Raw genomic sequence first — 18,350 nt, forward strand, 5'->3', positions numbered from 1 at the left:
GGCCCGCCGTGCCGCCGAAGCGGCGCAGCGTCAAGCTATCTGCAGGTTCTGCAGCGATTCCTCGAGCTCCTGGAAGCTCGGCATGGAATGGGTCGGCGCCATCTTGCGGCCGGTCTCGACCGCGACCTGGGGCGCGTTGCCGTGCAGGTGGGCGACCAGCACCGCTCGGATGACCTCGAAATACTTCGCGTCCTCCTCGACGATGCCCTTCAGCCGCGTGGCCAGCGGCCCCATCAGCCCATAGGCCAGCAGCACGCCGAGGAAGGTGCCGACGAGCGCGCCGCCGATCATCCTGCCCAGCACCGGCGGCGGCTGGTCGATCGAGCCCATGGTCTTGATGACGCCGAGCACGGCCGCGACGATGCCAAGCGCGGGCAGCGCGTCGGCCATGTTCTGCAGCGCGTGGGAGGGGTGCAGCTCCTCCTCCTTCAGCTTCTTCAGCTCCCGCGCCATCACGTCCTCGATCTGGTGCGGGTCGTCGGCGTTCATGCCGACCATGCGGAGGTAATCGCAGATCAGCGCGACGACATGCTTGTCTCCCGCAATCTTCGGGAACTTCTGGAAGGCCGCGGATTCCTGCGGCCGCTCGATATGCGCCTCCAGCGCCATCGCGCCTTTCTGCTGGGCGAGGCGCACGAAGTAGTAGAGCAGCGACAGGATGTCGACGTAGTCGTGCTTGTGGTACTTCGACCCCTTCATGATCTTCGCCATGCCGCCGAGCGTGTGCTTCACGTCGTGCATGGAGTTCGACATCACGAAGGCACCAACCGCCGCTCCGCCGATCATCATGAATTCGAAGGCGATGGTCGAGAAGATGATGGCGAACTTGCCGCCGGCAATGAGGTAGCCGCCGAACACCATCACCAGCAGGAAGACGAAGCCCGCGATCGCGGTCATGGGCTGGCTCGCACCGGTGCTGCGGGCCGCACCGCCGCCGTGTCTCGGCCGCGCGGCTCGGGAGTGTCAGGCGCCTCGCGGATCAGGGTGATGGCGACTCGGCGGTTGGCCGCGGCGCCGGGTTGATCGGCGAGCAGCGGATCGCGTTCCGCCATGCCGGACACGCTGCGGATGCGCGCTTCCGGCACGCCGGCCTCGGTCAGCAGGCGGCGCGTGGCGTTGGCGCGCTCGGCCGACAGGTCCCAGTTCGACCGCTCGGCGCCTCCGCGGAAGGGCGTGGCGTCGGTGTGGCCGGTGATGGCGACCGGGTTGGGCAGCCGCGCGGCAACCTGCGCGACGCGGGCGATCAGCGCCCGCGCGCGGTCGTTCGGCGCCGCGCCGCCGAGCGCGAACATGGGCTGGCGGTCGGCGTCGAGCAGCTGGATGCGCAGCCCCTCCGGCGCCTGCTCGATCAGCAGCTGGCGCCCGAGATCGGCGAGTGCTGGATCTTGCGCGATGGCGCGGCGGATGTCCTCGGCCGCGCGTTCGAAGGCCTCGCGCTCGCGGCGGGAATGCTCGGCGCGAAGCTCGGCGTCGGAGAGCTGGCGGACATCGGGCGCCGCGCGGGGATCGGCATCACCAACGGGCGCATCGGGACGGGGCGTGCGGACCTGGCGTGGGTCCTGGTCGCCGGCCGGGGCATCGGCGCGAGCGGTGCGAACGCGGCGGGGATCGCGGTCCTCCTCCTCGCCTTCCGGGCCGTCGCGGAAGACGACGGGGCGGGCCGGGGTCTGGCTTTCGTCCTCGGTCTCGACATCGGGCAGCACGGGCATCGGGCCGCGCTGGACGGTGATGGCGCCGGCGTCCTGCGTCATCGGCTCGGAATTATTGGGCGTGCGGCCGCCGAAGGGCTCGCCGTTTCCGCTCTGGTTGCGGCCGAGCACGTTGGTCGGCGAGAAGTAATCGGCGATGCCCTGCCGCTGCTCCTCCGTCGTCGCGTTGAGCAGCCACATCAGCAGGAAGAAAGCCATCATCGCCGTGACGAAGTCGGCATAGGCGACCTTCCACGCGCCACCATGGTGGCCGTGCCCGCCTTCTTCGACTTTTCGGATGACGATCGTCGCGCCTTTGCCTCGCGCCATGGCCCTCGTGGCTCCTGCCACGGGGTCATGGGGCCGCAGCGGTTAAGACGTGATTACGCCGCGCGGAGCTCCACCCCGTTGCCCTCGGGATCGGTCAGGTAGACCGAGGGCGCCTGGCCGCCAGCGCCGTAGCGCGCTCGCGCGGGATCGACCGTGATGCCGTGCGAAGCCAGGTGCGCCGCGATCGCCGCCTCGTCCCAGGGCGAGACGCGCAGGCAGAGGTGATCGAGGTTGGGTCTCGCCTGGTCCGCCGGCGCGCCGCCGCGGCCGAGCTTGCCGCCGATCCAGACGAGGTCGATCAGCGCATCGCCGGCGGTCAAGTGGACCAGGTGCAGCGGGTCGTTGCGGTGCGCGACCTCGCAGCCCAGCACGTCCGTGTAGAAGGCCAGCATGCTGTCGAGGTCGCGCACGCGCAGCACCACATGATCCAGTGCGAGCTTCGTCCAGGGTGCCGGCATCGCTTCCTCCTCTATCGCTTCTTGGCGGGCTCGAAGCGCCACGGCGCGGCGCTGTCCTCGTTCGGGTCGAGCTTGAGCCGGTGCTCGAGCGGCGGGAAGGCCCGGGACCGGCAATCCGGCCGGTCGCAGAGCCGGCAGGACAGCCCGATCCCGACCGCCGCGCGTGGGATGTCGAGCGCGTCGGCATAGGCCAGCTCGTCGGAGCGCGCGATGTCGCAGCCCATGGCGACGACGTGCATCGGCGCGGGCTCCCCCCAGCGCGTGGTGGGGGAGGCGATGGCGCGGGCGAAGGTCAGGAAGGTCGCGCCGTCCGGCAGCTGCGCGACCTGCACCTGTGTCTCGCCAGGATGGGCGAAGGCGCGGTGCACGATCCATTTCGGACAGGACCCGCCGAAGCGCGCGAAGGGGAAACCGGCGGCGCTGAAGCGCTTGTCCACATTGCCCGCGGGATCGACGCGCAGGAAGAAGAAGGGCAGGCCGCGCGCGCCGTCGCGCTGCAATGTCGAAAGCCGGTGCGCCGCCTGCTCGAAGCTGACGCCGAAGCGCGAGGCGAGCGCCTCCACCTCGTGCCGTAGGTCGCGCGCGGCATTCAGGAACGGCGTGTAGGGCATCAGCAGCGCGGCGGCGGCGTAGTTCAGCAGGCCGAGCCGGATGATCGCTGCGGCCTCGGGCGTGGAGGGCTCGGCCGGCGCGACGACGGCGTCCACGGCCTCGCGCGCTTCCAGCAGCATCAACTGGAACGCCATCTGGAAGCCGCGGGATTCGCGCGGCAGGGACTCTGACAGGTCGAGGCGCTTCAGCTGCGGATCGTAGCGCCGCAGGGAATTCGGCAGCGTGCCGACGGCGACCGTCACGCCATGCGTGCGGCGGAGGCGTTCCGCGACGGCATGGTTCATCTCCGCCGGCGCGGCGCGGAGCTCGGCGCCAATGCGTTCGGCGACGCTCTCCAGCGCGGGGAAGTGGTTGGCGTGCTCGTGGAAGAAGTCGCGCGATTCCTCTGTCGGCAGCAGGATGCGCCGCCCCGTCGGCAGGGCGATGCCCGACGAATCCTCCTTCGCCACGCGCCAGGCGCGATAGAGCGCCAGCATCGCGCGCGCGGCGTTCGGCGCGGAGGCCGCAAGCGTCGCGACCTCGTTCTCCGGCACCTCGTCGAGGCCGAGCAGCGGGTCGGACAGCGCCTCGCGCAGGCCGGCCTCGGCCTGGCGTTCGCGGTTGCCGGAGAGCGCGGCGAGATCAACCGAGAGATGCTCGCCGAGCTTCATCAGGATGCTCGCGGTGACGCTGCGCTGGTCGTGCTCGATCAGGTTCAGATAGCTCGCGGAGATGCCGAGGCGGGCGGCGAGTGCCTGCTGGGTCAGCCCGCGCTCCATGCGGAGACGCCTGACGGTGCGGCCGATCAGGGGGCGCGCCATGTGTGTTCCTTTACAGATCCACGCCGTGTGTCTGTGAAGATCGTCACAGCCTTGCGGGGTTCGGAGCAGTTTCTCCGCTGAACTTCGGCAGCGCAATGTGAATTATTGACTGACGCCGTGGACGACGAAGAGCGGCGATCAGGAGCCCAGTTCACACGATGACCCGTCCAAACACCTCCCCCACCTACGCCCCCGACGGCTCCGGCTTCGGCGGCGGCGCGCCCATGCCGGGCCGCTTCGACGGCATCCGCCGGGACTACACGCCGGCCGATGTCGCGCGCCTCGCCGGGTCGTTCCGCGTCCAGCACACGCTGGCCGACATGGGCGCGCGGCGGCTGTGGCAGCTGCTGAAGAACGAGCCCTTCGTGAACACGCTCGGCGCGCTGACCGGCATGCAGGCGGTGCAGCAGGTCAAGGCCGGGCTGAGGGCGATCTACCTATCGGGCTGGCAGGTCGCGGCGGACGCGAACACCGGCGCCGAGATGTATCCCGACCAGTCGCTCTATCCCGTGGACAGCGTCCCCAACGTCGTGCGCCGCATCAACAACGCGCTGCGCCGCTGCGACCAGATCGCCGTGCAGGAGGGGAAGGGCGACCAGACCTACTGGATGGCGCCAATCATCGCCGACGCCGAGGCCGGCTTCGGCGGCGCGCTCAACGCCTACGAGCTGATGCGCCACATGATCGAGGCGGGTGCGGCCGGCGTGCATTTCGAGGATCAGCTGTCGTCCGAGAAGAAGTGCGGCCATCTCGGCGGCAAGGTGCTGGTGCCGATCCAGCAGCACATCCGCACGCTGAACGCCGCGCGCCTCGCGGCCGACGTGGAGGGCGTGCCCACGGTGCTGCTCTGCCGGACGGACGCGGAATCCGCGCAGCTGCTGACCGCCGACGTTGACGAGCGCGACCGCCCCTTCCTGACGGGCGAGCGCACGCCGGAGGGCTTCTTCCGCATCAGGCCCGGCGCCGGGAAGGCCTACGCCATCGCGCGCAGCCTGGCCTATGCGCCCTATGCCGACCTGCTGTGGTGGGAGACGTCGGATCCCGACCTGAACGACGCGCGCGAGTTCGCGGAAGCCATCCAGCGCGAGTTCCCGGGCAAGATGCTGGCCTACAACTGCTCGCCCAGCTTCAACTGGCAACGGAAGATGGGCGTCGAGGCCGCGGCGAAGTTCCAGCGCGAGATCGGTGCGATGGGCTACAAGTTCCAGTTCGTCACGCTGGCCGGCTTCCACAGCCTGAACCTCTCCATGTTCAAGCTGGCGCGCGGCTACGCCGAGCGCGGCATGGGCGCCTATTCCGAGCTGCAGCAGGCCGAGTTCGCGGCGGAGGCCGAGGGCTTCACCGCCGTCCGTCACCAGCGCGAGGTCGGCGTCGGCTACTTCGACGCGGTCGCCACCGCGGCGAGCGGCGGGCAGGCCAGCACCACCGCGCTCGCGACCTCCACCGAGGCGGCACAGTTTCACGACGGCAAGCAGCCCGCGCACGCGCACTGACAACCCGAACGGACAGGAGACGACCATGGACCACGATCAGCACGACGACGGCCTAGTGCATTCCCACGGCTGGGCCACGGAGCCGCCGCCCTCGGTCGGCATGCTGCTGCGGCCGGCGAATGACGACCGGCTCCCGGATAATCTCGTCGCCCGCGCCACGGCGGCGAGGCAGGACGAGGACCATGACGACGGCCTGGTGCATGGTCATGGCTGGGCCAGTTCCGAGGACCGCGCCCGCGCCTAGGCGATCCGATGCCCGGAGGGGCTTCAGCCCCGAAGGTCTGAATCGGCCCGCCTCACACACGGCATGGACGTGAAAGCGGCGGCGCCGGTTCCTTCCGAAACCGGCGCCGCCTGCTCGAAAGGCGATCCTTCACGCGACTGCGGCGTTGCAGTCGCAGCCAAGGAAGGACGCCCATGATGAGCAACTCCACTCGTCTACTCGCATTCGCCTGCAGTGCCGCTCTGCTCGCCGCATCGCCCGCCCTCGCGCAGAGTGGCGGCGGTGGCGGCGGCAGCAGCGGAGGGTCGGCCGGCGGCAGCGCGGGCGGCGCTTCGTCCAGCCCGAGCGGCGCCACCTCCGGCAGCATGACCGGCACGACGGGCCTGGGCAGCGGAACGACCGGGCGGAGCAGCAGCACGGCCAGCCCGCCGCCCGGCTCGACGGACGGCGCCGGGCTGAACCGGCCCGACATGTCCACTCTCGGCAGCGGCGCGACGGCGGGGCAGCCCGGCGCTCTGGGCGGCGGCTCGGCGGGTCCGCAGCCCGGCCAGCCCGGCACCTCGCCCGGTCAGACCGGCCAGCCCGATACCAGGCGCGCGCAGACCGAGGAGCAGCTTCGCAGCTCGGGCGCCGCGCCGTCGCCGCAGCAGGACACGCAGCAGATGCGGGACCTCAATGCGATCACGCGCCAGCTCGCGCCCGGCACGACGTCGGTACCGGCGCCGGAGGCAGATCGCACCCCCACCCGCTGACCGCGCGTTGCGCGGGTGCTAGCGTCCCGCCATCACGCGGATCAGGGGAAAGCGGGATGGCGGACGCGCTGGGCTGGCGGAAGCGGATAGGCTTCGTGGTGCCGTCGACCAACACCATCGTGCAGCCCGAGGCGGATGCGGTGCGCCCGCGCGGCGTCACCTTCCACATCGCGCGCGTCTCCATCAAGGAACGGCCGCTGACCTCGGAGCAGGCCTTCCTGGAGCACGTCCAGGCGATGCGCGACGGTCTGGCCGCGGCGATCGATCAGGTGATGACCGCCGCCCCCGACCACCTGGTCATGGGCGTCGCGCTGGAAGCCTTCTGGGGCGGCGTCGAGGCGTCCCGGAAGCTCGAGGCCGAGCTGTCGCAGAGGGCGGGCGTCGGCGTGACAATGGGCTCAACCGCCGTTGCCGCGGCGCTGCGCGCCTTTGGCTGCACGCGCATCGCCGTCCTCACGCCGCACCAGCCGCGCGGCGACGACATGGTGCGCGCCTGGTTCGTCGAATCCGGCTTCGACGTGGTGCGGCTCAAGGGGCTGAAATGCCCGTCGCCGCGCGAGATCGCGCATGTGCAGCCCGCGACGATCCGCGACTCGCTGCGCGAGCTCGACGGCGGGGATGTCGAGGCGCTGGTGCAGGTCGGCACCAACCTGGCCGGTGCGGCGGTCGCGGCGGAGGCGGAGCGCTGGCTTGGCAAGCCGGTGCTCGCGATCAATCCCGTGCTGGCCTGGCATGCGATGCGCGCGACGGGGATCGAGGACCGCGTGACCGGCCAGGGCCGCATCCTGGAAGAGCACTGAGCGCCTTGGCCGACCCGAAGGTCCTGATCGCCGGCGCGGGTCCCGCGGGCCTGACCGTCGCGCTGTTCCTGGCGCGCGCCGGCATCCCCGTGCGCGTGCTGGAACGCCACACCGAACCCTTCGAGGATCCGCGCGCCGCCACCATCCATCCGCCGACGCTGGAGATGTATGCCGGGAGCGGGGTCACCGACGACCTGCTGGCCCAGGGCATCCGTGCGCCGGTCTGGCAGTTCCGCGGCCGGGCGGAGGGCGTGGTGGCGGAGTTCGACCTCTCGCTCCTCTCCGACGTCACGCCCTTCCCCTTCCGGCTGCAATGCGAGCAGCACAAGCTCTGCCGCATCCTGCTGACGCATCTCGCGCGGCACCCTGCCGCCGAGATCCGCTGGGGGGTCGAGGTCATCGGCATCGCGCAGGACGCGGACGGCGTGACAGTGGCCACAGCCGCGGGCGACACGCATCGCGCGGCCTTCCTCGTCGGCGCCGATGGCGGCCGCAGCGTCGTCCGCAAGTCGCAGGAGATCGGCTTCGAAGGCTTCACCTGGCCCGAGCGCTTCCTGGTCGTCACGACGACCGAGGACATGGGCGCCAAGGGCTACGCCCTCTCGTCCTATGTCTCGGATCCCGTGACCTGGTGCGCGATGTTCAAGGTGCCGGGCAAGCCTGCGCCGGACGGCCTCGGCCCGCTCTGGCGCATCGTCTTCCCGACCGACCCGGAAGCGGAGGAAGCCGCGCTGCTGGACCGCGCCGCGGCGCGCGGCCGCGTGCGCGCGCTGATCCCGCAGCACGGCGACTTCCCCATCGTGCACACCAACCTCTACGCCGTGCACCAGCGCGTCGCGACAAGCTTCCGGCGCGGGCGCGTGCTGCTGGCCGGCGACGCCGCGCATGTGAACAACCCGCTCGGCGGGATGGGGATGAACTTCGGCATCCACGACGCGATCCTCGCCGCCGAGCGCATCGCCGCGGTGCTGGATGGCGGCGCGGACGACCTGCTCGACCGCTACGACCGCCAGCGCCGCCACGTCGCGGAGGCCTTCCTGCAGGCCATGACGATCGCGAACAAGAAGACGCTGGAGGAGAAGGACCCGGCCGCGCGCGCTGCGCGCCTCGCGGAACTGCGCGCGACGGCCGCCGACCCCGCGAAGGCCCGCGCGCACCTGCTGCGGACGAGCATGATCGAAGGGGTGCGCGCGGCGGCGGCGGTGATGTAGGCCGGATCGGCGCTACCACGCCCAGTGGGGCGGCGGATGCCCGGCGACCGGCATCTTCACCCGCATGATGCGGTCCGCAAGAAGGCAGCCGAGCCAGGCCTCGCGCCGCCCGGGGCCGGCGAAGGCGAGGGACGACACGTTGGCGAGCGGGCTGTGCGCCTGTGCCATGTCGGCTGATGTCAGCGTGCCGGCTTCGCAGGCCGCGGCGATGCGGGCGACATGGGCGGGATCGCCGCCATCGAGCATGCATCGGACACGGCCGGTCGCGGGATCCAGGCGGAGCAGCCGGTTGGCGACGATGGCGGTGACCCAGACCTGGCCCTCCGCGTCGAAGGCAAGGCCGTCGGGGAACTCGCCCGGCGCGAATTCATGCAGCACCTCCTTCGGACCGAGGCTTCCGTCGGCGGCCACGGGAAAGCGCGAGAGGCGGCGCGTGTAGGTCTCGTTCACGTAGAGATGCCGGCCATCCCGCGAGGGCAGGCATTCGTTGGTGTAGCCGAGCCCGTCCGCCACGATCCGCGCGCCGCGCTCATCGACCAGCGCGATAAAGCCGCTCGCCGCGCGCGGCGTCCAGTCGCGGTCGCGCGGCATGAGGCGGGTGGAGACGGTCACCCAGAGCCGGCTGTGCAGGTCGCGCAGCGCGTAATTGGTGGGCGGCAGCGCCACGCCGTCGACCTCACGCAGCAGCGGCGTCGCCTGGCCGTCGCGCGACAGGCGGAACACGCCGCCCTCCTCCGCGCCGAGATGGGCAATGATGAAGCTGCCGTCGGGCTCGAAGGCGATGCCGTTGGGCTTCAGGCCCTGCGGCAGGTCGCTTGTGCGGCCCGCGATGAGCCGGTGCGATCCGTCCGGCGCGAGGGCCGCAACGCCGCCGCGGAAATCCGCGGTGAAGACCTCTCCTGCGCGGGAGACGATGACGGATTCCGGCCGCACCAGGCCGCTGCCGTGGAAGCTGACGTCGGAGAGTGCCAGCATCAGCGGAACCACTGCACCGGTGCCATCACGAAGGCCGGGAAATAGGTGATGACGGCCAGCACGATGCAGCAGATGCCGAACATCGGGCCGAGTTCCTTCGTGATACCCCACATCCGCGCGTTGGCGATCTTCGCCGCGACGAAGAGCGTGCCGCCGACCGGCGGCGTGAACAGCCCGATCGCCAGGTTGCAGGTCATGATCAGGCCGAGATGCACGGGATCCACGCCCAGCCCCCTGGCCACCGGCAGCAGCAGCGGCGCGGTCAGGATCAGCGCGGGAACGGGCTCGAGGAAGATGCCGAGCAGCAGCAGGGCGATGTTGACGACCAGCAGGAACTCCCAGCGGTCGAGGTTCCAGCCGCGCAGCGTGGCAACGAGGTCCATCGGCACGCCTTCCATCGTCATGACCCATGCGAAGGCGGTGGTCGCGCCAATGACCAGCATGACGGTGGCCGAGGTGATGAAGCTGTCGCGCAGGATGCGCGGCACGTCGGCCCAGGCGAGCTCGCGATAGACGAAGCGCCCGACCAGCAGGGCGTAGAAGCAGGCCACGGCCGCGGCTTCGGTCGGCGTGAAGACCCCGCCGAAGATCCCGCCCAGGATGACCACCGGGAAGATCAGCGCGGGGATGCAGTCGCGGAAGGCGGCGAGGAGCTCGTTCGCGCTGGTGCGCTCCCCGCCGGGATCCCAGCCGCGCGCCTTGCCGAGATACATGCACCAGGCCATCAGCCCGAGCCCGAAGAGCAGGCCGGGGATGAAGCCGGCGAGAAACAGTTCCTTCACGCTGACACCACCCATGAAGGCGAAGATCACCATCGGGATGGACGGCGGGATGATGATGCCGAGCGTGCCCGCCACCGCCACCAGCGCCGCGGCGAATTCGCGCGTGTAGCCGCGCCGCTGCATGCCCGGGATCATCACGCTGCCCACCGCCGCGCTGTCCGCCACCGCCGAGCCCGAGACGCCGCCGAACAGCATGGAGGAGGAGACGGTGACTACGCCGAGCCCGCCGCGCAGGAAGCCGAGCGCCTTGGCCGCGAAGTCGATCATGCGCTGGCCGACGCCGCCTGCCACCATGATCTCGCCCGCCACGATGAACATCGGCACCGCGAGCAGATGGAACGGCTCCACGCCGCCGATGAAGGACAGCAGCATGCCTTCCTCGACGTAGAAGTTCGGCGAGAGGTTCATGTAGGCGAAGGTCGCGACGACCAGCGCCCAGACCAGCGGCACGCCGAGCAGCGCGATGCCCATGAAGATCAGGAAGGCCGAGAGGAACAGCGTCATGCCACGCCGCCTTCCCGGTGCGGCGCCTGCGCGGGCCCGGCCGCCAGGCGCTGCAGGATGAAGAGCAGCCCGAGCGCCGCGCCTACCGGCATCGCGGCATAGGCGAGGCCCATCGGGATGTAGGTGACGGAGAGCGTCTGCCCCATCATCTGGCGCGACAGCGCGCTGCCCCAAACCAGGAAGGCGAGCAGCACCGCGGCGGCCATCGCCTCCGCAATCCAGCCCAGCACGGATTTCGCGCGGGGTCCTGCGGCGTCCACGAGCTCGGTGATGGAGAGATGGGCGCCGAGCTGGATCGCGCGCGCGCCGCCGAGGAAGGTCAGCCAGAGCAAAGTGAACTCACCCATCTCGTTCACCCAGGCGAGCGAGATGTTGAAGACGTAGCGCGCGACGACGTTGGCCATCACGACGGCGGTTAGCCCGCCGCCGCCGAGCACGAGGAACCCGTCCAGCGCGCGCCCGAGCATGGCGCAGAAGCGGTCGAGCGCGCGCAGCACGGCCGTCAGCCCTGGCTGCGGAGGCTGCTCGCCTCCTCGATGAAGCGGTCCACCGTCTCGGCACCGTATTCCTGGCGCGCCCGCGCGACGGCGCCCTGCGAGGCCTGGCGCCAGGCCGCGAGGTCGGGCCGGTTCACCACCGCGCCACGCGCCGTCATCTGCTCGAGCAGCCTGTCGTCGTTGGCGGCGACCGTCTCGCGGTTGAACCGGCCACTCTCGAGCCCCGCCTGCACCAGCGCGTCGCGCGCGTTCTGCGGCAGCGTGCCCCAGCTGCGCTCCGCCACGCAGAGCCAGAGCGGCGAGTAGACGTGGTTGGACAGCGTAATGTGGCGCGCGACCTCGTAGAAGCGCTGGGAGAAGATGGTGTCCACCGGGTTCTCCTGCCCGTCCACCGTACCCTGCTGGATCGCGAGGTAGACCTCGGTCACCGGCATCACCACGGGGTTCCAGCCCTGGCTTTCCATGATCCAGCGGACCATGTCTACCGGCGCGATGCGCAGCTTGCGCCCGCGCGCCGCGGCCGGTGAGGGCAGCGGGAAATTGGTGGAGAAGGACCGGAAGCCGGCTTCCCAATCGCCGATCACGCGCATGCCTCGGCCGATCAGCGCCTGCTTCTGCTCCGCGATGAAGCGCGACTGGTCGTAGAGCCGCCAGCCCTGCTGGTAGGTCTCTGCAAGATAGGGCAGGGCGACCAGGTTCAGCGGGCGCGTATGGGTCGCGTAGGTGACCACGCCGGTGATGGCCATGTCGATGGAGCCGACGGCGACCTGCTCCAGGCTGCGCGCGTCGTTGGCGAGCTGGCCGGAATGGAAGACCTGCACGCGGAAGCGCCCGTCGGTCAGCTCCTGCACGCGGCGGGCGAAGAGGTTCGCGGCTTCCTGCCGCGCGCCGACCTCGGTATCTGTGTGGTTGAGCCGCAGCGTGCGGGGCTGCTGAGCGTGGGAGATGGCGGGCGCGGCCAGCAGGCCGGCGCCGGCGAGCAGCGCGGTGCGTCGTGTGATGATCATTGTCGCTTCCTCCTCCTCGATGCGTGTCGTTCAGACGGTCACGAAGCGGCCCTCCGCAGCCGACCGGTAGATGGCTTCCTCGATCTGCATGTTGCGGAGCCAGGCGCGCGCGATGTTCGGCACCGGCGCGCCGTCCCTGAGGTGACGCAACGCGGCCTCGGTCTGGCGGAACACGCAATCCCCGCCATAGCCGCGGGCCTGCCAGTCGTAGCGGTGCTCGGTCTCCTCGCCGCGATGCCGGCGGGTGAAAAGCCGGCCATGGCCGTCGAGCCGGATCTGCCCGCCCGTGCCCTCCACCAGAAGCACGCCGTTGGTCATGCGGGGATCGTCGCTCGGGTGGTCCACCAGGCGGTTGCCGTCCACGATGCCCTGTCGGCGCGGGTCGGCGAAGGCGAATAGCACGGTCGCCGCATCCTCGCCGGTGATCGCGGGGTTCAGCGTGCGCAGCCGCGCGAAGACGCCCGCGACCTCTCCGAACAGCATCCGGAACACGTCGATCAGGTGGATGATCGTCTCGTGCACGAGGAACCGCGGCATTGTGCGGAAATAGGGCTGGCGCGAGAGATAGGCGTCCGGCCCCTGGCCGTCGCCCGGGCGGAGCCGGAAGGAGATGTCGAGCGGCTCGCCCACCGCTCCCGCCTCGACCAGGCGTGCGGTTTCCATGAACCACGGCATGAAGCGGAAGTTCTCGTGCACGATGAGCGGCACGCCGGCGCGCTCCGCCGCCTCCACGATGCGGCAGGCCGTGTCCCAGTCCGGCGCGAGCGGCTTCTGGCAGATGGCGGGGATGCCGCGCGCGGCGCAGAGCCGCACGAGCTCCTCATGCGTGCCGGGCGGCGTGACGATGTCCACGAGCTGCGGCCGCGCCTCCTCCAGCGCCCGCGCGGCGTCGTCGAAGGCGCGGGCCGCGGGGAAGGGGACGGCGGCGGCCTCGGCCCTGGCGCGGTCCCGGTCGCAGATCGCGACGACCTCCACCGGCAGGCGCGACCAGGCGTCCCGGTGGAACTGGGAGAAGTAGCCGCAGCCGAGGACGGCGACCCTCATGCCGGAATCCGCTCCGCCACGGCTCGCGCCACCTCCTTCGTGCCGACGCCGCCGAACTCGGCGCTGCGCAGGCCGTTCGCGAAGGCGCCGTCCACCGCCGCCTCGAGCTCGGTCGCCGCATCCGTCCAGGCCTGGCCCGCGCCGCGCGCGCCGAGCCAATCCAGCATCAGCGCGGCCGACAAGATCATCGCCGTCGGGTTCGCGACGCCCTTGCCGGCGATATCGGGCCCGGTGCCGTGGCTCGGCTGGAACACCGCGTGCTCGTCGCCGATGTCGGCACTCGGCGCATAGCCCATGCCGCCGATCAGCCCGGCGCCGAGGTCGGACATGATGTCGCCAAACATGTTCTCCATCGGCAGCACGTCGAAATCCCAGGGCCGCCGCAGGAGGTCGAGGGCCATCGCGTCGATGTAGTGGTCGGCCGCCGGCACGCCGGGGAACTCGCGCGCGACCTCGTGGAAGACCTTCCGCATGAAGGCCATGGAGGTGAAGACATTGGCCTTGTCCACCAGCGTGACCTTCTGCGGCCGTCCAAGCCGCGCCGCGCGCCGCTCCGCCAGGCGGAAGGCGAAGCGGGACAGGCGCTCCGTCGTCGCGCGCGTGATCACCATGGTGTCGCGCGCCTCCCGGTCCTCGATCACCTCGCCGCGGCCGCGCGCCCAGAACAGCCCCTCAGTGCTCTCGCGCAGGATGACGAGGTCGATCGTCTTCGCGCGCGGATCGGCGAGCGCGAGCGGGACGCCCGGAACGGCGCGGATCGGCCGCACACCGGCATAAAGGCCGAGGCGGAAGCGCAGGTCGAGCTGCGGCGCGATCTCCGTCCCGTCGGGGTAGCGGATGCCCGGCCAGCCCATCGCGCCGAGCAGGATGGCATCCGCCGCCTTGGCGCGGCCGAACACCTCCTCGCTCATCGCCGTGCCGGTGTCGCGATAAACGAAGGCGCCTGCCTGCAGCGTCTCCGTCGCGAGGCCGAGGCCGTGGCGCTTCGCGAGGCGACCGAGGACGGCCATCGTCGCCTCCGTCACCTCCACGCCGATGCCGTCGCCGGGCATGAGGGCGACATGGACGCTGTTGCTGCCTAGAGCCATGCCAGGCCACTCCGTTCCACCAGGGAGATCAGCTCCATTCCGCCGCGGCGGCGATGGATGCGGTAAAGCTCGCGCGCCCCGTCGCCGTCGCCGGCGGCGATCGCGGTCATGATGGCGCGATGCTCTGCGGTGCTCGCCTGCGGCAGGGGGCGGAGGTTCAGCGTCACCATCCGCACGCGGTGCGACTGGTCCCAGACCTGCATCACCATGCCGGCGAGGCGGCGGTTGCCGCAGAGTTCGACCAGGCCGCGGTGGAAGGCCTCGTCGGCCTCGGCCCAGGCGGCGCGGTCTCCGGCGGCGACGGCCGCGGCCATGTCGTCGCAGGCGCGGTGGAGCGGCCGGAGCTGCTCGGCGGGCAGCTGGCGGCGCGCCAGCGCCTCGGCGGCGGTCGGCTCGAGGCTGGTCAACACCTCGTAGATGTCGCGGATGTCGGCGAGCGCGATGGGCAGGACGCGCATCCCGTGGCGCGGCGTGATGGAGACAAGCCCGTCCTGCTCCAGCCGCAGCATTGCCTCGCGAACCGGGGTGCGGGAGATGCCGAGTTCAAGCGCCAGCTCGGCTTCCAGCCGCTGGGTGCCGGGCGGGAGGGCGTTGTCCAGGATCATGGCCTTGAGTCGGCCATAGGCGACGTCGGCAGCGGTGCCCGGGCGCGCGCGGCCCGGCTGGCCCGGCATGGCCGCAGGCGGCATCAGCGGCGTGCCCGATAGCGTTGAGAGGGCGGGATCAGGGTGGCGCTCCTGTCGGGTCGGATCGAGAACAAGGGCGGTCAATGCATGCATTGTTGGATGCAAAGAGGCAGCGGCGCAAGTGCTGCTTTATCTCTCACCCGTTGGTAAGACGCGTCCGCATCCTGTAACGCATACACAATTGCGTCGTGGCAGGTAGGGCAGCCACGACGAGGCAAGCCCACGGATCGGCCTTGCAGAGTCACACCGTCAGGCGATCCCGCTTTCCCGCGACCTGCTTCAGCCCCGCGGCGGGCGGGCGCGCAGCGCGGCTTCGTTCACCTCGCAGCCCCAGCCCGGCCGGTCCGGCAGCACGAAGCAGCCATCCTCGATCACCGGCGGGTGGCTCACGAACTCGTCCCGCCAGGGCGTGCTGTCGATGTCGATCTCCATGATGCGGAAGTTCGGGATCGCGGCGCAGAAATGCGCGCTGATGTAGCTGCAGAGATGGCCGTAGAAGTTGTGCGGCGCGCAGTTGATCTCCCACGCATCGGCCATCGCCGCGATCTTCACGCTCTCGCCGATTCCGTTCCACGGCACGTCCACGATGGCGACGTCCATCGCATACTGCTCGAGATAGGGGCGGAAATCGCGCCGCCCGTGCAGCGTCTCGCAGGACGCGATCGGGCAAGGCGCCTGGCGGCGGATCAGCGCGAGGCTTGCGGGGTCGTGGGTGTCGATCTCGAGCCAGGTCAGGCCGAAGGGCGCGACGGCCTCGGCCACCTGCAGGTAGCCCTCGGTCCGGTAGTGGAAGTTGGTGTCGAGCATGATGCCGAAGCCCGGCCCTACGGCGTCGCGGATCGTGCGCAGCTGCTGCTGCGTGTCGGCCAGCACCTGCGCGTCCCAGTTCAGCTCCGGCCAGCCCGGCGTGCGGCCGAAACCGGGATTGAACCATGCGAGCTGCCCGTCGCGCAGCGGCATGGTGTTGGTCTTCAGGCAGCGGAACCCCGCCGCCTTCACCTCCGCCGCATGGCGCGCGAGGTCGTCGAGGGTCAGCAGCTCCGGCAGGAACCCCTTTCCGCGCTGGCCGACGCGGTAGGTGCCGAAATGCGACCAGTAGAGCGGGATGCGGTCGCGCACGGGCCCGCCGAACAGCGCACAGACCGGCTTGCCGGCCTCCTTGCCACGGATGTCGAACAGCGCGTTCTCGATCGCGGCGATCGCCTGCTGGTTCAGCCCGCCGCGCGCCTGCCGGGTCGCGACGTGCAGCCGGGCGACGATCGCCTCGCTGCGGCGCGGGTCCTGCCCGATCAGCAGCGGCGCGAGGGCGCGGATGACGTCCGACAGCCCCTTCGATCCGAAATCCTCGTTGTATTCGGACCAGCCGACGATGCCGCAGGCCGTGGCCACCTTCAGGAAGGAGAAGGTCCGCCACCCCGCATCGGCGACGATCGGCTCGACATGGGCGATGCGCATGCGATCAGTCCAGCGTCAGGCCGAGATCGGCGATGATCGGCCGCCAGCGCTCCAGTTCCTCGCGGATCAGCCGCGCCATGGTGCGGCGGTCCTGGAACGCGCCGATCGTGCCGCCGGCGTTGAAGACCTGCTGCACCTCGGCCGTCTCCACCGCGTATTTCAGCGACGCCTCGAGCCGGTCGAGCACGGCGGGCGGCGTGCGCGCTGGTGCGACGAAGCCCTGCCAGCCGCCGACCAGCACGGCGGGATAGCCCTGCTCGACCGCGGTCGGCAGCTCCGGCAACAGCGGGTGGCGCTGCGGGCCAAGGAAGGCCAGCGCGCGGACACGCCCCGCATCCATCATCGCCTTGGAAACGTTCACGCCATCCACCATGAGCTGGATGGAGCCGCCGAGCATGTCCTGCAGCGCCGGCGCGCTGCCGCGATAGGGGACGTGCACGACGTTCAGCCCGGCGCTGCGCACGAAGAGCTCGAAGCCGAGATGGGTGATGCTGCCCTGTCCGCCCGAGCCGAAATTCAGCTGCCCCGGCCGTGCCTTCGCATAGTCCACGAATTCGGGAAGCGTCCTGACCGGCAGCGTCGCCGGCACGGTGATGATCAGCCCGCCCAGCGTCACCGTGCCCAGCGGCTCGAAATCCTCGAGCACGTTGAAGGGCAGGTTGCGGTAGAGCAGCGGGTTGATCGCGATGACGGAGTTGTTGACGTGGCAGATGGTGTAGCCGTCGGGCGTGATGCGCGCGACGTATTCCAGCGCGAGGTTGCCGTTCGCGCCGCCGCGGTTCTCGACGACGATCTGCTGGCCGAGCACGTCCGGCATGCGCGCGGCGAGCGGCCGTCCGACCTGGTCGGACCCGCCGCCCGGCGGGAAGCCGATCACCATGCGCACCGGACGCGTCGGGAAGGATTGCGCCTGCGCGGCTGCAGGCAGCACGGGCAGCGCCGACGCGGCGGCGAGGAGGGTGCGGCGCTTCATCAGGACGACACCTTCTGCTGGGCGGTGCGGATTGCGTTCGCGGTCTCGGCGATGGCGGCGTCCAGCGCCTCGCCGGCCAGGGCGTCGGCGATGTAGCCGTCGTCCTGCGACTTCGACTGGTAGTCCTGTGACAGCACGGCTTCGCGCAGCACCGAGATCAACGCGGCGCGGGTCTCTGCCGGCATGCCGGCCGGGGCGTTGACGAAGGTCATCTGCGTCAGCCGGCCGAAGGGATGTGCGCGCAGGCCGAGTTCGACCACGGTCGGCACGTCGGGAAGCTGCCGCACGCGGTCCTCTTCCACCACCGCCAGCACACGGAGCGCGCCGCTGCGGATCTGGCCGAAGACGTCGTTCGGCTTGACGATGGCGAGGTCGAGATGGCCGCCGATCAGCTCCGTCGCCACGCGCGACGCGCCGGGATAGCCGACATAGGTGAACTGCCCGCCGAGCTGCTCCGCCATGCCGGCCAGGCGCAGATGGCCGATGGTGCCGCGCGGCCCTGCCGCGCCGATGGACGGCCCCGGCCCGGCGCGCATCGCCTCGACCACAAGCTGGAAGCGCGCGAAGCGGGACGCGCCCCCGGTGACGATCACCAGCGGGTCCACCGCGACCCGGACCAGCGGCGTGAACTGCTCGAAACGCAGCGGGATCTCGTTGGCGACGATCTGGCCGATCAGGCCGGAGGATCCCATCCCGAGCGTGCGGCCATCGGGGCGCGACTGCGCGACGCGGCTCATGCCCACCATGGAGCCGCCGCCGACCAGGTTCTCCACGACCAGCCTGTGCCCGCGCGGCTCGAGCACCGGCTGCAGGCGCCGCGCCAGCAGGTCGGTGGCGCCGCCCGCGGCGAAGGGCACGATCATCCGGATCTCGGCCGGCACGCCCTGCGCGAGCCCGGGGCGGGCGAAGCCGCCCGCCGCCAGTGCGGCGATCAGCGCACGTCGTTGCATGCGTCCTCTCCTCCCCGTTCGC

19 protein-coding genes are annotated in these 18,350 nt (G+C 70.8%); 5 read left to right on the forward strand and 14 right to left on the reverse strand.

What is annotated here, in order from left to right; genetic code table 11:
* Positions 1-30: 30 nt before the first annotated feature.
* Genes motA through ACLF3M_RS27135 form a run of 4 tightly spaced genes read right to left on the reverse strand, consistent with a single transcriptional unit; the run spans position 31 to position 3,888 of the window.
* On the reverse strand, positions 31-897 hold the full coding sequence (gene motA / locus ACLF3M_RS27120) for a flagellar motor stator protein MotA (RefSeq protein ID WP_430660128.1): 867 nt from the start codon (positions 895-897) through the stop codon (positions 31-33).
* On the reverse strand, positions 894-2,018 hold the full coding sequence (locus ACLF3M_RS27125) for a flagellar motor protein MotB (protein WP_430660129.1): 1,125 nt from the start codon (positions 2,016-2,018) through the stop codon (positions 894-896). Before ACLF3M_RS27125 ends, motA begins: the two co-directional genes overlap by 4 nt.
* A gap of 53 nt (positions 2,019-2,071) precedes the next feature.
* Entirely contained in the window at positions 2,072-2,476 is a 405-nt protein-coding gene (locus tag ACLF3M_RS27130) for a VOC family protein (RefSeq protein WP_430660130.1), read from the reverse strand.
* 11 nt (positions 2,477-2,487) lie between these two features.
* Positions 2,488-3,888: a helix-turn-helix domain-containing protein gene (locus ACLF3M_RS27135; protein WP_430660131.1), complete on the reverse strand. Its 1,401-nt coding sequence runs from the start codon at positions 3,886-3,888 to the stop codon at positions 2,488-2,490.
* Between the two features lie 224 nt (positions 3,889-4,112).
* Here ACLF3M_RS27135 and aceA point away from each other — a divergent pair, with 224 nt between their 5' ends.
* From aceA to ACLF3M_RS27160, 5 genes are all read left to right on the forward strand, one after another.
* Positions 4,113-5,381, forward strand: coding sequence for an isocitrate lyase (gene aceA / locus ACLF3M_RS27140; protein ID WP_430660180.1), 1,269 nt, complete (start codon positions 4,113-4,115; stop codon positions 5,379-5,381).
* Between the two features lie 25 nt (positions 5,382-5,406).
* Positions 5,407-5,625: a hypothetical protein gene (locus ACLF3M_RS27145; RefSeq protein ID WP_430660132.1), complete on the forward strand. Its 219-nt coding sequence runs from the start codon at positions 5,407-5,409 to the stop codon at positions 5,623-5,625.
* 344 nt (positions 5,626-5,969) lie between these two features.
* Positions 5,970-6,356, forward strand: a complete 387-nt coding sequence (locus tag ACLF3M_RS27150; protein ID WP_430660133.1) for a hypothetical protein — start codon at positions 5,970-5,972, stop codon at positions 6,354-6,356.
* A gap of 56 nt (positions 6,357-6,412) precedes the next feature.
* Complete coding sequence (locus ACLF3M_RS27155; RefSeq protein ID WP_430660134.1) at positions 6,413-7,156, forward strand: maleate cis-trans isomerase family protein; 744 nt, start codon at positions 6,413-6,415, stop codon at positions 7,154-7,156.
* A 5-nt stretch (positions 7,157-7,161) separates the two neighbouring features.
* The gene (locus ACLF3M_RS27160; protein ID WP_430660135.1) at positions 7,162-8,367 is read left to right on the forward strand and encodes an FAD-dependent oxidoreductase; all 1,206 of its coding nucleotides are present in this window, start codon (positions 7,162-7,164) and stop codon (positions 8,365-8,367) included.
* A 12-nt stretch (positions 8,368-8,379) separates the two neighbouring features.
* Here ACLF3M_RS27160 and ACLF3M_RS27165 read toward each other — a convergent pair whose 3' ends face one another.
* From ACLF3M_RS27165 to ACLF3M_RS27210, 10 genes are all read right to left on the reverse strand, one after another.
* Entirely contained in the window at positions 8,380-9,342 is a 963-nt protein-coding gene (locus ACLF3M_RS27165; RefSeq protein ID WP_430660136.1) for an SMP-30/gluconolactonase/LRE family protein, read from the reverse strand.
* On the reverse strand, positions 9,342-10,628 hold the full coding sequence (locus ACLF3M_RS27170; RefSeq protein ID WP_430660137.1) for a TRAP transporter large permease: 1,287 nt from the start codon (positions 10,626-10,628) through the stop codon (positions 9,342-9,344). Before ACLF3M_RS27170 ends, ACLF3M_RS27165 begins: the two co-directional genes overlap by 1 nt.
* Positions 10,625-11,125, reverse strand: coding sequence for a TRAP transporter small permease (locus ACLF3M_RS27175; protein WP_430660138.1), 501 nt, complete (start codon positions 11,123-11,125; stop codon positions 10,625-10,627). Before ACLF3M_RS27175 ends, ACLF3M_RS27170 begins: the two co-directional genes overlap by 4 nt.
* A gap of 5 nt (positions 11,126-11,130) precedes the next feature.
* Positions 11,131-12,132 carry a TRAP transporter substrate-binding protein gene (locus ACLF3M_RS27180; RefSeq protein WP_430660139.1) on the reverse strand — a complete coding sequence of 334 codons (1,002 nt, stop codon included), beginning with the start codon at positions 12,130-12,132 and terminating at the stop codon, positions 11,131-11,133.
* Positions 12,133-12,162: 30 nt separating this feature from the next.
* On the reverse strand, positions 12,163-13,176 hold the full coding sequence (locus ACLF3M_RS27185) for a Gfo/Idh/MocA family protein (protein ID WP_430660140.1): 1,014 nt from the start codon (positions 13,174-13,176) through the stop codon (positions 12,163-12,165).
* Entirely contained in the window at positions 13,173-14,264 is a 1,092-nt protein-coding gene (locus ACLF3M_RS27190; RefSeq protein ID WP_430660141.1) for an isocitrate/isopropylmalate dehydrogenase family protein, read from the reverse strand. Before ACLF3M_RS27190 ends, ACLF3M_RS27185 begins: the two co-directional genes overlap by 4 nt.
* On the reverse strand, positions 14,255-14,953 hold the full coding sequence (locus ACLF3M_RS27195; RefSeq protein ID WP_430660142.1) for a GntR family transcriptional regulator: 699 nt from the start codon (positions 14,951-14,953) through the stop codon (positions 14,255-14,257). Before ACLF3M_RS27195 ends, ACLF3M_RS27190 begins: the two co-directional genes overlap by 10 nt.
* A 276-nt stretch (positions 14,954-15,229) precedes the next feature.
* A complete protein-coding gene (locus tag ACLF3M_RS27200; protein WP_430660143.1) occupies positions 15,230-16,405 on the reverse strand; it encodes a mandelate racemase/muconate lactonizing enzyme family protein in 1,176 nt (391 codons plus the stop codon).
* A 4-nt stretch (positions 16,406-16,409) separates the two neighbouring features.
* Positions 16,410-17,378, reverse strand: coding sequence for a Bug family tripartite tricarboxylate transporter substrate binding protein (locus ACLF3M_RS27205; protein WP_430660144.1), 969 nt, complete (start codon positions 17,376-17,378; stop codon positions 16,410-16,412).
* Positions 17,378-18,328 (reverse strand): tripartite tricarboxylate transporter substrate binding protein, encoded by a 951-nt coding sequence (locus ACLF3M_RS27210; RefSeq protein WP_430660145.1) that lies wholly within the window; start codon positions 18,326-18,328, stop codon positions 17,378-17,380. Before ACLF3M_RS27210 ends, ACLF3M_RS27205 begins: the two co-directional genes overlap by 1 nt.
* Positions 18,329-18,350: the final 22 nt, after the last annotated feature.

The organism is Falsiroseomonas sp. HW251, from assembly GCF_050563545.1.
Lineage (GTDB): Bacteria > Pseudomonadota > Alphaproteobacteria > Acetobacterales > Acetobacteraceae > Falsiroseomonas.